Annotated in this window: 11 protein-coding genes and 1 pseudogene; 7 read left to right on the top strand and 5 right to left on the bottom strand. The window is 75.3% G+C overall.

Translation table 11 applies throughout. The annotated features are described in order from the left end of the window. A pseudogene (locus ACFWJ4_RS15635) lies at nucleotides 1–191 on the top strand (deoxyribose-phosphate aldolase); the annotation flags it as partial. 111 nt (nucleotides 192–302) lie between these two features. Here ACFWJ4_RS15635 and ACFWJ4_RS15640 read toward each other — a convergent pair. Further along, on the bottom strand, nucleotides 303–3,044 hold the full coding sequence (locus tag ACFWJ4_RS15640; protein ID WP_380543894.1) for an FtsX-like permease family protein: 2,742 nt from the start codon (nucleotides 3,042–3,044) through the stop codon (nucleotides 303–305). Then, nucleotides 3,041–3,841, bottom strand: coding sequence for an ABC transporter ATP-binding protein (locus tag ACFWJ4_RS15645; RefSeq protein WP_380349624.1), 801 nt, complete (start codon nucleotides 3,839–3,841; stop codon nucleotides 3,041–3,043). The genes ACFWJ4_RS15640 and ACFWJ4_RS15645 overlap by 4 nt, the downstream gene beginning before the upstream one ends. Before the next feature lie 464 nt (nucleotides 3,842–4,305). Between ACFWJ4_RS15645 and ACFWJ4_RS15650 the strand changes: the two genes are divergently transcribed. The 3 genes from ACFWJ4_RS15650 (at nucleotide 4,306) to ACFWJ4_RS15660 (ending at nucleotide 6,374) form a co-directional block, all read left to right on the top strand. Further along, nucleotides 4,306–5,040: an MgtC/SapB family protein gene (locus ACFWJ4_RS15650; RefSeq protein ID WP_380543897.1), complete on the top strand. Its 735-nt coding sequence runs from the start codon at nucleotides 4,306–4,308 to the stop codon at nucleotides 5,038–5,040. Between the two features lie 125 nt (nucleotides 5,041–5,165). Next, the gene (locus ACFWJ4_RS15655) at nucleotides 5,166–5,843 is read left to right on the top strand and encodes a YoaK family protein (RefSeq protein ID WP_380543900.1); all 678 of its coding nucleotides are present in this window, start codon (nucleotides 5,166–5,168) and stop codon (nucleotides 5,841–5,843) included. 96 nt (nucleotides 5,844–5,939) lie between these two features. Beyond that, a complete protein-coding gene (locus tag ACFWJ4_RS15660; RefSeq protein ID WP_380543903.1) occupies nucleotides 5,940–6,374 on the top strand; it encodes a hypothetical protein in 435 nt (144 codons plus the stop codon). Between the two features lie 21 nt (nucleotides 6,375–6,395). Here the strand turns inward: ACFWJ4_RS15660 and ACFWJ4_RS15665 are convergent, their stop codons facing one another. After that, nucleotides 6,396–7,052, bottom strand: a complete 657-nt coding sequence (locus tag ACFWJ4_RS15665) for a hypothetical protein (RefSeq protein ID WP_380543906.1) — start codon at nucleotides 7,050–7,052, stop codon at nucleotides 6,396–6,398. Between the two features lie 407 nt (nucleotides 7,053–7,459). Here ACFWJ4_RS15665 and ACFWJ4_RS15670 point away from each other — a divergent pair, with 407 nt between their 5' ends. The 3 genes from ACFWJ4_RS15670 to ACFWJ4_RS15680 are packed head-to-tail and all read left to right on the top strand — an operon-like array spanning nucleotide 7,460 to nucleotide 10,913. Beyond that, the gene (locus ACFWJ4_RS15670) at nucleotides 7,460–7,984 is read left to right on the top strand and encodes a PadR family transcriptional regulator (RefSeq protein ID WP_380543909.1); all 525 of its coding nucleotides are present in this window, start codon (nucleotides 7,460–7,462) and stop codon (nucleotides 7,982–7,984) included. Further along, nucleotides 7,981–8,673 carry an ABC transporter ATP-binding protein gene (locus tag ACFWJ4_RS15675; RefSeq protein WP_380543912.1) on the top strand — a complete coding sequence of 231 codons (693 nt, stop codon included), beginning with the start codon at nucleotides 7,981–7,983 and terminating at the stop codon, nucleotides 8,671–8,673. The genes ACFWJ4_RS15670 and ACFWJ4_RS15675 overlap by 4 nt, the downstream gene beginning before the upstream one ends. Beyond that, nucleotides 8,670–10,913 (top strand): FtsX-like permease family protein, encoded by a 2,244-nt coding sequence (locus ACFWJ4_RS15680; RefSeq protein WP_380543915.1) that lies wholly within the window; start codon nucleotides 8,670–8,672, stop codon nucleotides 10,911–10,913. The genes ACFWJ4_RS15675 and ACFWJ4_RS15680 overlap by 4 nt, the downstream gene beginning before the upstream one ends. A 35-nt stretch (nucleotides 10,914–10,948) precedes the next feature. Here the strand turns inward: ACFWJ4_RS15680 and ACFWJ4_RS15685 are convergent, their stop codons facing one another. Both ACFWJ4_RS15685 and ACFWJ4_RS15690 read right to left on the bottom strand, forming a co-directional pair. Then, nucleotides 10,949–11,410, bottom strand: coding sequence for an NUDIX domain-containing protein (locus tag ACFWJ4_RS15685; RefSeq protein WP_359898714.1), 462 nt, complete (start codon nucleotides 11,408–11,410; stop codon nucleotides 10,949–10,951). A 21-nt stretch (nucleotides 11,411–11,431) separates the two neighbouring features. After that, nucleotides 11,432–12,901: an SDR family NAD(P)-dependent oxidoreductase gene (locus ACFWJ4_RS15690; RefSeq protein WP_380544053.1), complete on the bottom strand. Its 1,470-nt coding sequence runs from the start codon at nucleotides 12,899–12,901 to the stop codon at nucleotides 11,432–11,434. Between the last annotated feature and the right edge of the window lie 83 nt (nucleotides 12,902–12,984).

Here is a 12,984-nt window from a genome sequence, read left to right on the forward strand (position 1 = left end):
AGATGGCGGAGCGTCACCTCCCGGTCTTCGTGGAGCCGTTCCTCAGCCGCCGCACGCCGGAGGGCAGGCTGGTCAACGACCTGAGCGCCGAGGCCGTCATCAAGTCCATCGCCATCGCCAGTGGCCTGGGCGGCAGTTCGGCGTACACCTGGCTGAAGGTCCCCGTCACCGACAACCCGGACGACATGGCGTGCCGCAGGTGGTGCCCAGGTGGTGGTCGGCGGGTGTGCAAGCCGTGTCGGAAGCCGCCCGCCGGGGCTGGGGGCGGGCGGCCGCGGTCAGTACGGCCGCCCGCCCGGGACTCAGGACAGCCGCCGCCCGAGCGGGATGCGGGAGCGGGTGAACAGCGCCGCGAGCAGCCCCGCGACCACCGGCAGCAGCAGCACGATCAGCAGCAGCTCGCCCCAGGGAGCGGTGATCAGCGCGGGCTTGGCCCCGAACCCGCCGGCCCGGGACTTCAGCAGCCCCACCGCCGGCACGAAGCCGTTGACCGCGCCGAGCAGTGCGCCCAGCAGGGCGATCAGCGTGCACTGGAGGCCCGCCATGCTCCGCCGGATCCGCGGTGGCGCGCCGACCGCGGCCAGGGTGGCCTGGTCCTGCCGGGAGTCGGCGGCCGCCAGACCGGTGGCGATCCCGGCCGCGCCGAGCACGACCAGTCCGGCGAAGCCGGTGAGCGCCAGGGTGAGCGCGTCGCTCTTCGGCTGGTAGCCGCGTTCCACCTCCAGCGTGGAGAAGCGGTCCAGCCGGGCGGCGGCCGCCTCGGCCCGTTGCTGCGCCTTGCGGTCGGGCGGGGTGGCGGGCAGCCAGACCGAGCCGGTCGGCCGGGCGGCGAGCCCGAGTCCGGGCAGCGCGGAGGGCAGTGCCAGGCCCTGGGCGAAGTCGGCGGCGGCCGGGTTGTCCACCAGCACCGCGTCGACCGGGACCTCCTGCAGGTCAGGCTTGGGTATCTCGCCGGGCTGCAGCGGAGCGCCGCCCCCGCCGCGCAGGATCATCACGGCCTTGCCGTCGGCGCCCACCAGGGCCCGGTCGAAGACCAGCAGCTTCCCTGCGGCCAGCGCCTGTTCGGCGGCCGGGTCATGGATGCCGAACAGGTTGTGCAGCACGGTCGCGTCACCGGTGGCGAGGTGCGGCGGTGCGCCCAGGCCGCGCCGCTCCGGCGGGCCCTTGAGCTGGACGGTGCTGGCGCAGTTGTCGCAGAAGCGGTACTCCACCTGGCCGAGGTCGCCGCGCGGGCCGAGCCCGGACAGCTGCTTCTCCAGCTCGGCGCGCTCCTCGGCGAGCCGGGGCCCGTCGACGTGGCTGGTCAACTGGACGGCGCCGTACGGGGCCTGGGGCCGGTAGTCGCGCCGGTTCTCGGCGTCGGTGCTGGTGGTGTAGACGCCGATGGCGACGGCCCCGGCCACCGCGGCCATCACCGCGGCCACCGCCGGAGCGGTGCGCGAGCGGTGCCGGGCGGAGTCGCGCAGAGCCAGCCGGGGGCCGAGCGGCAGCCGGCCGGCGGCCCGGCCGATCAGCGCGATCAGCATCGGGGTGCACAGCAGCAGGCCGAGTTCGGCGATCACCGAGCCGCCGAGCACGGTGAGGGTACGGGTGTCGTAGCCGCCGACGCCCGGCCGGTCGCGCTGCACCGAGGCCGCGCCGTACATCGCGAGCACCGCGCCGAGGGCGAGCAGCGCGACGCCGGACACGGTGACCAGGCGGTTGGGTCCGCGGACGGTGTCCCGGCCGGTCAGCCCGGCGGTGACGCTGCGCCGGGCGGCCTGCAGCGCGGGCAGCGCGGCCGCGAGCAGCGCGGTGGCCAGGCCGATGCCGGCGATGGCGATCAGGTCCACCGGCGGTACGGCGAAGTGGCCGAAGCGCGCGCCGCCGATCTGCTCGATCCACGGCCGCAGCACGGCGACCACCGCGGTGCCGAGCACCACGCCGACCACCGCCCCGGCCGCGCCGAGGACCAGGCCGCCGCCGAGCACCACCGCACCGACGTGGGCACGGCTCCCGCCGGCCGCGCCGAGCAGGGCGAGCTGGCGGCGCGAGCGGCGGGCGCCGACGGCGAACGCGGGCCCGGCGAGCAGGGCGACCTCCAGCAGCGCCAGGCCGGTGACGGTGGCGACGACCATCCTGGTGTTGTTGGCGGCCGTCGGGTCGCTGTAGCGGTGGGCGTCCCGGTAGTAGGGGACGGCCTGCTCCGGCGGCGGGGAGAGCGCCACCGAGCGTGCCGTGAGGGTGTAGCCGTGGGCGTTGAACCGCTGGACCTCGGCCCAGCCGAGCGGGGCGCCGGACGGCAGCCGGACCAGCCAGGCGGACCGGGCGGCCGAGGGCTTCTGCGCGGTGGCTCCGGCGCCGGCCAGCGCGGTGCTCAGCGGGGCGACCAACTCACCGGGCCGGGCGACGAGTTCGACCCGTCCCAGCTCGCCCGGGTGCTCCACGACACCGGTGATGGTGAAGGTGGTGCCCTCCAGGCCCTGGACGGTGGTGGTGGCGCCGGGCCGGAGCCCGGAGCGGTCCAGAAAGGCCCGGGTGACGGCCACCTCGTGCGGGGCGCCCGGGGCGCGGCCCTCGACCAGGTCGAGCCGGCCGCGCCAGACCGGGTCGCCGAGATCGGCCTCGGTGGTGAGGGTGCGGACCAGGCCCTCGGGCGAGGTCGCGCCCGCCTCCGGACCGGGCCGGGCCGGGGTGAGCACGCTGCCGGGCGGCAGCAGCGAGGCGACCAGGGCGGCCGGGTCGGTGCTCGCGCCCTTCTCCTGCTCGGCCGTCGGCTGCTCCCCGGGGCGGGGCTGGACGGAGAAGGCGCCGTCCTCGGCGATCGGGGCCTGCTCGACCGTCTGGCCCGGGTCGAGCGAGGTGACCAGGGCGTCCGCGCCGCCCACCACCCGCTCGACCCGTTCGGCCGGGGTCAGCTGCCCGCTGCGGTGGACCACGTCGGCCCCGGTGACGCCGAGGACGGGCAGCGCGATCATGGCGGCGATCAGCGCGCTGCGGCCCTTGGCCCGCAGGGCGTCGCGGCGGGCGATGCGCAGGGCGACCCGCCAGGCTCCGATCCTCACGGTGCCACCTCGCCGAGCACGCCGGTCGGGTGCACCGCGGCGAGGCGGGCGGAGGACCGGCGGCCGGGGGTCTCCGAGGCGACCGCGCCGTCCCGCAGGTGGACCACCCGGTCCGCCCAACTGGCGTGGGCCGCTTCGTGGGTGACCATCATCGCGGCGGCGCCGGCGTCGCAGCGGGCGCGCAGGACGGCGAGCACCGCCTCGCCGGTGGCGGAGTCGAGGGCGCCGGTCGGCTCGTCGGCGAGCACCAGCCGGCGCTCGCCGATCAGGGCCCGGGCGATGGCGACGCGCTGCTGCTGGCCGCCGGACATGTCGTCCGGGAAGCGGTCGGCGAGTTCCCCGATGCCCAGCTCCTCCAGCGCGGCCAGCGCCTCCCGGCGGGCCCGGCGTCCCGGGACGCCGTCGAGTTCGCGCGGCAGGGAGATGTTCTCGGCGGCGGTCAGGGCCGGGATCAGGTTGTAGTCCTGGAAGACGTACCCGATCGAGCGCCGCCGCAGGTCGGCGAGCCTGCCGCGGCCGAGGCCGCCGAGCGCGACCCCCTCCACCAGCACCTCGCCGTCGCTGGGCTGGTCCAGCCCGCCGGCCAGGGTCAGCAGGGTCGACTTCCCGGAGCCGGACGGGCCCATCACGGCGACGAACTCGCCCGGGTGGACGGCCAGGTCGATGCCGCGCAGGGCGTGCACCTCGGCGGCGCCCCGCCCGTGCACGCGGGTGACGCCCGCCAGGCGCAGGACGGGTGCGGGCCGGGTCGGATCGGTGTGGGACACACTTCCCCCTCGTGAGCTGCTCAACTGCATATGTCGGTGAACTATATATGCCGGAGGACGTGCTGCGCGGCGGGATGGTTCCCGGATGGCTTCCGGATGCTTCTCCGGCGGGGGTGATCGGATTCGGTCAAACTTCTACAAAGCTGTCGAGGATGTGGGCGGAAACCGGCCCGGGTCGTTCGGGGGCGGTCTATGCTCGGGGCGGCTCGCGGCTCGCGGTTCACCGCTCGGGGGGGCCGTGCCGTGCCGCGTCGCCGAGCGCGTCACCCGACGCGCGGTCGGCCCCGTGTGCGGCAACCGGCGGGGGGTCGGTACGACCGCCCTGCGCGCCTACCCGTCGGCCGCGGGGGCGATGGCCATCATCGAGGTCGTCAAGACCGCGCGCCGAACCGCCGGCCGTGCCGACCGCACGTCACCGCCCGCCCCGCACGGACGGTCGGTGGGCGGCGGCTCGCCACCCGTCCGTACCCTCCTCCCGTGAAGGAGGTGCCGTCGTGCACACCCTGACCACCGTCGACTTCCTCGTCCGGCTCGCCACCGGCGTCGCCTGCGGCGCGCTGATCGGCGTCGAGCGCCAGTGGCGGGCCCGGATGGCCGGCCTGCGCACCAACGCCCTGGTCGCCGCCGGCGCCACCCTCTTCGTGCTCTACAGCGAGGCCGTCGGCGACACCGGCAGTCCCACCAGGGTCGCGGCGTACGTCGTCTCCGGCATCGGCTTCCTCGGCGGTGGCGTCATCCTGCGCGACGGCGCCGGCGTGCGCGGCCTCAACACCGCGGCCACACTGTGGTGTTCGGCCGCCGTCGGGGTGCTGGCCGCCGCCGGCAAACTGCAGCTGGCCGTCCTCGGCACGCTCGCCGTGCTCGCCGTCCACCTGGTGCTGCGCCCGGCCGGCCGACTGCTCGACCGGGCCCCGCAGTCCGGCAGCGACCCGGACTCCACCAGCCGCGCCACCATCCACCTGGAGTGCGACCGCAAGTCCGAGACCCACATCCGGGCCCTGCTGCTCCAGGCCCTCGCCGCCTCCGGACTCGCCCCGACCGGTCTGCGGGCCCGCCGCACCGACAGCGGGGACGCCACCAGCCTGCGGGCCACCGTCGCGATCACCGGGTCGGTCGCCCCGGCGCTCGAACAGGTCGTCACCCGGCTGTCGTTGGAGCCGGGCGTGCGCGACCTGCACTGGCACCTGGAGGACGAACCGGAGGACCCCGGCAACCCGGCGCTCGCCTGAGGCCGCAGTGCCGCAGCGCCGCAGCGCCGTCGCCGTGCCGCCGTGCCGCCGTGCCGCCGTGGCGCCGAAGGCCCGGCACGCCCCGGAACCGCCGCCCGATCCCATCCGAACCGACTGGAGGCCCGATGCCGACCCCCGATCCCGAGCACGGGCCGCTGGTGCCGATGCTGCTGGTGCTGACCGTGGTCACCGGAGTGGTGGACGCGGTCAGCTACCTCGAACTCGGCCACGTCTTCGTCGCCAACATGACCGGCAACGTGGTGTTCCTCGGCTTCGCCCTGGCCGGCGCGGCCAACCTCTCCGCCACCGCCTCGCTGGCCGCCCTCGCCGCCTTCCTGCTCGGCGCGCTGGCCGGCGGTCACCTCGCCCGGCGCCTGCCCGGCCACCGCGGTCACCTGTTGACCGTCGCCGTCGCCGTCCAGTCGGCGCTGGTCGCGGCGGCCACCGTGCTGGCGGCCGTGGCCGGCCACACCGGCGACCCGGCCCGCTACACCCTGATCGGGCTGCTCGGCTTCGCCATGGGCGGCCAGAACGCGGTGGTCCGCGCCCTGAAGGTGCCCGACCTCACCACCACCGTGCTCACCATGACCATCACCGCCCTGGCCGCCGACCGCACCGGCCCCCGCCGTCTCGCCTCCGCCGTCTGGATGTTCGCCGGTGCCCTCCTCGGCGCCGTCCTCGTCCTTCGCGCGAACGTCCCCCTCGCCCTCGCCCTGGCCCTCGCGCTGCTCCTCGCCGTCGCCGCCCTCACCCACCGCGCGGCCGGGCCCACCCCCGCCCCGGTCTGGACCCGCCCCCGCTGACCGGCGACGACGGCCCCCGGAGCCGCAGTCCTCCCGGTACGCTGTCGTCCCGGCAGGCCGCGGCCTACGGATCGTCGTGAGGGACAGGTGAGTTGCATGGGCGCCGGCGCCTGGTCGTACGCGGTTCCCCACCGGGAGGACCTCCAGGCCGCCCTGGACGCGCTGAGGGAGAAGGTCTTCAGCGAGGACGAGTTCTACCGGGAGGAGGGGCTCGGATCGCTCGCGGAGCTCATGGTCTCCGGCCGGCTCGACGAGCAGGGAGCCCACTCCGTGCTCGACGTGGTCACCGTGGTCCACTGCGCCGTCGACGAGGAGGACCACGGCGACGTCCGGGTGGTGGAGGGTGCCGAGGTCGTGGAGCTGTTCGGCACCGGCCGGCCTTCGCTGGACATCGTCCGCGCCGCCGAGGAGAAGGGCGTGGGTGACATCGACTTCCCGCCCTCCTTCCGGGGCTCGGGCTGCTGCACGGTCACCTACGGGCCGGACGGCGCTCCTGACGGCCTCTACTTCTGGGGCGTCACCGGCGACTGACGGGCCGGGCCCCGGCCCCGGTCAGTCCTCGCTTCGGTGGCCGGCGCGGCCGCTCCAGCGGGGTTCGAGGCGGGCCCAGCCGGTGCTCCAGGCGGTCTCGGCGCGGCGGTCGAGGGCGTGGAGGCGCAGCCGGAGGGCGAGCGCGAGCAGGGCCAGGAGGGCGAGGAGGGCCCCGGCGCCCGTGCAGGCGGCGGAGACGGCGAGGGCGACGCGGTCGGCCGGGGGAGCGGAGACGGCGCCGGCCGGGTCGACCCAGACGGGGACGTGGCTGGCGGTGACGGCGGAGCGCGGGGCCTGGACGGTGCCGACGTGCCGGGTGCCGTCGGGGGCGGTCCAGGCCGCGTCGACGTCGATCCGGTTGCTGTAGCCGCCGGCGAAGCGGCTGCCGGCGGCGGTGGCGCGGTCCGGGACGCCGCGGACCACGGCGTCGACCTGCTGCAGCCGTGCGCGGTCGGTGTCGGCCAGGTGGGCGGTGGAGCGGTAGAGGAGCAGGGAGCCGCCCGCGGCGAGGGCGAGCGCGAGCACCGCGCCGAGCAGGGCGGACAGCCAGGCGCGGGCCCGGGAGCGGTCGAGGGGGCGGACGAGCGGCTCGTGCCGGGCACCGAGGGCCCGCCGCAGCTGTCGGCCGGCGCGTCGGGGGAGCGACGCGGGCCGGGCCGGACGGGGTGTGCTGGACACGGTGAGGGCTCCTCAGGGACGCGGGGGCGCGGGGTGGTTCCCGCCCCAATCTCCCCCCGACGGGCCTCCGCGCACAAGACTCGTGCGCGCCCGGAGGATCGCCAGGGCCGCTCGGCCCCGCGGTCGGGACGTTCGGCCCTCGGCATCCGCCGGGCGGTCCGGGCAGGCTGGGGAGCGGCGGCGCCCTCCCGGTGCTTGGGCGCGGCCGTGGCCCGGTTCGGCCGTGGGGGCGCCGGGTCGAGGTATGGGGCAGGGGGTGGTCGTGGGGTCACCCCCTGCCTGTGCCGTGCCCGGCACCTGCCCGCTCTCCGCCCCTGCCCCGCAGGGAAGCTGACGACGTCCCAGGTCATGGCCGTATTCTGCCCGGATATACACTCGGAGTATACGCCGGGTGTATGTTTCCCTCCATGAGTGTTCCTTTGACCCTCCTGGGGCTGCTGGAGCGTGAGCCCAGCCACGGCTACGACCTCAAACGCGACTACGACGCCCTCTTCGGCCTCGGCAAGCCCCTTCCGTACGGTCAGGTCTACGCGACCCTCGGCCGACTGGCCCGCGACGGCAAGGTGATGGCCGGCGAGGCGGAGCCCGGCGACGGGCCCGAGCGCAAGCGGTACGTCATCACCGAGACCGGGGCGACCGAGTTCGAGACCTGGCTGCGGGAACCGGTCGCACCCGAGCCCAACCTCCAGTCCGTGCTGTTCACCAAGGTGGTGCTGGCCCTGATGCTGGGCCGCGACGCCGAGCACTACCTGGACACCCAGCGCGCCGCCCACCTGCGCCGGATGCGCGAACTCACCGAACTGCGCCGCACCGGCGCCCTGGTGGACGCCCTGCTCGCCGACCACGGCCTGTTCCACCTGGAGGCCGACCTGCGCTGGATCGACCTCACCGCCGCCCGACTGGACGCGCTCGCCGCGGAGGTGAACGCATGACCGCGGTCATCGAGGCCCGGGACGTCGCCCTCGCCTTCGGCGAGACGCCGGCGCTGCGCGGGGCGAGCCTGTCCGTGGAGGCCGGCGAGGTGCTCGCCGTCATGGGCCCCAGCGGCTCGGGCAAGTCGACGTTGCTCCACTGCCTGGCCGGCATCCTGGTGCCCGACGCGGGCGAGGTGCTGTTCGGCGGGAAGCGACTGGACGCGATGCCGGAGGCGCAGCGCAGCGCCCTGCGCCGCGACAAGTTCGGCTTCGTGTTCCAGTTCGGCCAGCTGGTGCCGGAGTTGACGGCCGAGGAGAACGTCGCCCTGCCGCTGCTGTTGAACGGCGTGCGCCGTTCCGCCGCGCTGGCGGAGGCCCGCCCGTGGTTCGCCCGGCTCGGCCTGGACGGCCTGGAGAAGCGCCGATCCGGCGAGCTGTCGGGCGGTCAGGCGCAACGGGTCGCGCTGGCCCGCGGGTTGGTGGCCCGCCCACAGGTGCTGTTCGCCGACGAGCCGACCGGCGCGCTGGACTCGCTGACCGGCGAGCAGGTGATGGACCTGATGGTCGCCTCGGCCCGCGAGCAGGGCACCACCGTCGTCCTGGTGACCCACGAGCCCCGGGTCGCCGCCTTCGCCGACCGCGAGGCGATCGTCCGCGACGGCAAGGCCCGTGCGCTCTCGGCCGGAGCCGGAACGGTGGCCCCGTGATCGCCTTCTCGCTCCGCCTGGCCGTCAGCGGCGGCCGGGAGGCGGTGGCCCGGCTGCTGATGATCGCGGCGGCGGTCGCGATCGGCGTCGGGCTGCTGCTGTCCACGCTCGCCGGCATGAACGCGATCGAGCGGGCCAACCAGCGCCAGGTCTGGCTCGACACCGGTGCCGCGAGCCGGACCGGGACCGCACAGGTCGATCCGCTCTGGTGGCGGCCGCACCAGGACTACTACGACGGCTCGGACATCCGCGAGATCGACCTCGCCGCCACCGGGGCGACCTCGCCCGTCCCGCCGGGGCTCGACCGCCTGCCGGCCCCCGGGGAGTACTACGCCTCCCCGGCCCTGGCCGAGCTGCTGCGCAAGGTCCCGGCAGCCGAACTCGGTGACCGCATCCCGGGCCGGATGGTCGGCACGCTGAACGACTCGGCGATGCCGTCCCCGGACACCCTGGCCGTGCTCGTGGGTCGGACGGTCGACGAGGTCAAGGGCGCGCACGGGGCCGTCGCCGTCACCACCATCGCCACGATCCGACCCGAGTGCGGGAACGGTGACTGCCTGAGCCGGGGCATCCGGGGCGATGCGATGACGCTCATCCTGTCCGTCGTGGGCGGTGCGATGATCTTCCCGGTGCTGATCTTCATCGGCACCGCGACCCGCCTGTCCGCCGCCACCCGGGAGCAGCGGTTCGCCGCGATGCGGCTGGTCGGCGCCACCCCGCGGCAGATCGCGGTGATCGCCGCGGTCGAGTCCACCGTCGCCGCGGTGGCCGGTACGGTCGCCGGCTTCGGCCTCTACCTCGCGCTGCGCCCGCTGGCGGCCGACGTGCCCTTCACCGGCGGCCGCTTCCACCTCGACGACCTGACCCTGACCGGGCTCCAGATCCTGGGCACCGCCCTGGCCGTGCCGTTGGCCGCAGCGGTCGCGGCCCGGTTCGCGCTGCGCCGGGTCGCCATCTCCCCCCTGGGCGTCAGCCGGCGGGTCACCCCGCGGCCGCCCCGGGCCTGGCGGCTGATCCCGCTGCTGGCCGGGCTCGCGGAACTGGTGTACTTCGTCGGCCGCCGCCCGGCCACCGGCAACGGGCAGGCCGCGGCCTACCTGCCCGGGTTCCTGCTGGTGATGCTGGGCCTGGTGATCGCCGGGCCGTGGCTGACCATGGTCGCCGCCCGTACGGTCGCCCGCCGCACCGGCCGCCCGGCCACGCTGATCGCGGTGCGCCGGCTCGCGGACGACCCGAAGACCGGGTTCCGCGCGGTCAGCGGCCTGATCCTGGCGCTGTTCGTCACCACGTCGACGGTTTGCATCATCGGCACGATCAACGCCAACCGCGGTTCGCTGGGCGGCGATCCGATGTCCCGGGCGTCCGTGGTGCAGGGCGAGTTCCGGGACGGCCGGCCGCCGCTGGCGGGCTCGACGCCGGAGCGGGTGCTGGCCGAGGTGCGGGCGGTGCCGGGCTTCACGGGCGTCGCGGTGGTCCACAGCAATCCGGACGGGCTCGCGAAGCTCCCCGTGAACCCGCGCCCGGACGCCCCGCTCATGACCCCCGGCCTGGTATCCTGCGCGGACCTCGCCCGGATCCCCGTGGTCGGCCACTGCGCGGCCGGGGCGAGCGTCGCCGCCGTCCCTCCGCGCGACTTCCTCAACCTCACGTCGCACCCCGACACCGAGTGGCCCGCCGCCCCGATCTCCGCGGAGGAGGTCGCCGGGCTCCCGGTCCAGGCGCTCTACGCCACGACCGACGGATCGGCGGCGGCGAAGGAGCGGGTCCGGACGGTCTTCACCGCGGCATGGCCGGACCACGACGCGCACACGGTCGGCGACTGGGCCACCGAAGGGCAGCAACAGCTCGCCGGATGGCGGCAGTTGGCGAACGTCGTGCTGCTGACCACGCTTCCGATCGCCGGGTGCAGCCTCGCGGTCAGCGTGGTGGCCGGGCTCTCCGACCGCAGGCGGCCGTTCGCGATGCTGCGGCTCACGGGGTCGCCGCTGCGCCTGCTGCAGCGGGTGATCGCGCTGGAGAGCGTGCTGCCGCTGCTGGCGGTGGCGGTGATCTCGCTCGGCGCGGCCTTCGCCGCCGCGGCCCTGTTCCTCTCGTCCCAGATGGACTACGGCCTGGTGTCGCCCGGGGCGGTGTACTTCGGCGTCGTCGCCCTCGGCATCGTCGCCTCGGTCGGGATCATCGCCTCCACCCTGCCGCTGCTGAGGCGGATCACCGGGCCGGAGGCGGCCCGCAACGGCTGACCATCCCGGCCCGGAGGCCGCCCCGCCGCCCGCCCTCAGCGGGCGACGGGGTAGCCGTGCGTCCCGGCCCGCACCTGCGGGGACAGCCCCGGCAGCCAGCTGCCGAGGACCAGCGCGGACGGGTAGAACATCGGCTCCGGCAGCGCGTCCACCGGGAAGCGCTCCCAGCCGGCGCAGGCGTGCGGCTCGGTGACCACGGCCTCGGCCAGGCTGGGCGGCGCCAGCACGGCCGCGGTCAGCCGGGGCCGGCCGAGCTCGTGGTCGAGGTGGACGGCGAGCACCCGCATCTCCTCGGCGGGCAGCACGATGCCGGTCTCCTCGGCGAGTTCGCGGGCCGCGGTCCGCTCGAAGGACTCGCCGAGGTCGACCTTGCCGCCGGGCAGGCTCCAGGTGGGCGGCTCGCCGGCGGTGGTCCGGCGGCCGATCAGCACCCGGCCGTCCCCGGTGGGCACGATGATCCCCGCGCCGAGCAGCGGTGCGGTCGGTGCTGTGCTCAACTCGCCATCTCCTTCAGCAGGTCACCAGTTGGCGCGGTCGTAGTCCTTGAGGAAGCAGCCGTACAGGTCCTCGCCGGCCTCGCCGCGCACGATCGGGTCGTACACCCGCGCCGCGCCGTCGACCAGGTCGAGCGGGGCGTGGAAGCCCTCGTCGGCGAGCCGCATCTTGTCCGGGTGCGGCCGCTCGTCGGTGATCCAGCCGGTGTCCACGGCGGTCATCAGGATGCCGTCGGACTGGAACATCTCCTCCGCGCTGGTGCGGGTGAGCATGTTGAGCGCGGCCTTGGCCATGTTGGTGTGCGGGTGGCCGGCGCCCTTGTAGCCGCGCGCGAACACGCCCTCCATCGCGGAGACGTTGACCACGTACTTGCGGCGGGACGAGGAGGCGGCCATCGCCGGGCGCAGCCGGCTGATCAGGATGAACGGCGCGGTGGAGTTGCAGAGCTGGACCTCCAGCAGCTCCATCGGGCCGACCTCCGAGACGGTCTGCACCCAGCTGTTGGTGTCCGCGAGGTCGGGCACCAGGCCGCCGGCGTCGATCGCGGTGCCGGCCGCGATCCGGGCGGGCGTGGCGGAGCCGGTGACCAGGGCCAGCGAGGTGACGTCCTCGGCGGTGATCCGCTGCACGTCGCCGCCCGCCTGGTGGGGGAGTGCGGGCAGGTCGACGCTGCCGCTGCCGAAGCGGCCGATGGTGGTGGCCTGCGGCAGCTCGCCGGCCGGCAGCGGCGCGGACTCGGCGTTCACCAGCTCGCGGTAGGACTCCGGCGGACGGCGCACGGTCTGCGCGGCGTTGTTGATCAGGATGTCCAGCGGGCCGTCGGCGGCGACCTCGTCGGCCAGCGCCAGCACCTGGGCCGGGTCGCGCAGGTCGATGCCGACGATCTTGAGGCGGTGGATCCACTCGGCGCTGTCCGGCATCGCCTTGAAGCGGCGGATCGCGTCGTTGGGGAAGCGGGTGGTGATGGTGGTGTGGGCGCCGTCGCGCAGCAGCATCAGCGCGATGTACATCCCGATCTTGGCGCGGCCGCCGGTGAGCAGCGCGCGCTTGCCGGTGAGGTCGGCGCGGGCGTCCCGGCGGGCGCGGTTCTTGACCGCGCAGCTCTGGCAGAGGTTGTGGTAGAAGGCGTCGACCTCGACGTACCGCTGCTTGCAGGTGTAGCAGGAGCGCGGGCGCTCCAGGATGCCGGCGATCTCGGTGGTGGTGACGGTGGTCAGGCCGAAGGCGCCGGCCGTCTCGTCGTCGATCCGGCTCGGCGCACCGGTGGCGGTGCGGGCGGTGACCTCGCGGTCGTTGGCGGTCTTGCGGGCCCGGGTCTCCTGGCGGCGACGCTGCTTCAGGGTGCGGAATATGCCGCCGACGGCCTGGCGGACGGTGATCGCGTCCGGGTGGTCCACGTGCAGTTCGTCGAGCTCGGCGATCACCTCCAGGCAGAGCTTCAGCCGCTCGGGGTCGAGGCCGGGACCGTAGTCGACCTCCTCGGCGTCCCCGATCCCGTCCGGCGCGACGTCCGGCCGCGCGATGTCCGTCTGTTCGATGTCCGTCTGCCCGATGCTCACGCCTGCTGCCGCTTTCC

Origin of the sequence: Kitasatospora sp. NPDC127067 (assembly GCF_042724755.1) — a bacterium.
Lineage (GTDB): Bacteria > Actinomycetota > Actinomycetes > Streptomycetales > Streptomycetaceae > Kitasatospora > Kitasatospora lactacystinica.

What these genes read in the sequence shown, in the direction of transcription:
- ACFWJ4_RS15655 (WP_380543900.1), top strand. Translation starts at nt 5,166, where the DNA reads ATGCCGACCCCCGATCCCGAGCACGGGCCGCTGGTGCCGATGCTGCTG.
- ACFWJ4_RS15670 (WP_380543909.1), top strand. Translation starts at nt 7,460, where the DNA reads ATGAGTGTTCCTTTGACCCTCCTGGGGCTGCTGGAGCGTGAGCCCAGC.
- ACFWJ4_RS15675 (WP_380543912.1), top strand. Translation starts at nt 7,981, where the DNA reads ATGACCGCGGTCATCGAGGCCCGGGACGTCGCCCTCGCCTTCGGCGAG.
- ACFWJ4_RS15660 (WP_380543903.1), top strand. Translation starts at nt 5,940, where the DNA reads ATGGGCGCCGGCGCCTGGTCGTACGCGGTTCCCCACCGGGAGGACCTC.
- ACFWJ4_RS15645 (WP_380349624.1), bottom strand. Translation starts at nt 3,841, where the DNA reads ATGCAGTTGAGCAGCTCACGAGGGGGAAGTGTGTCCCACACCGATCCG.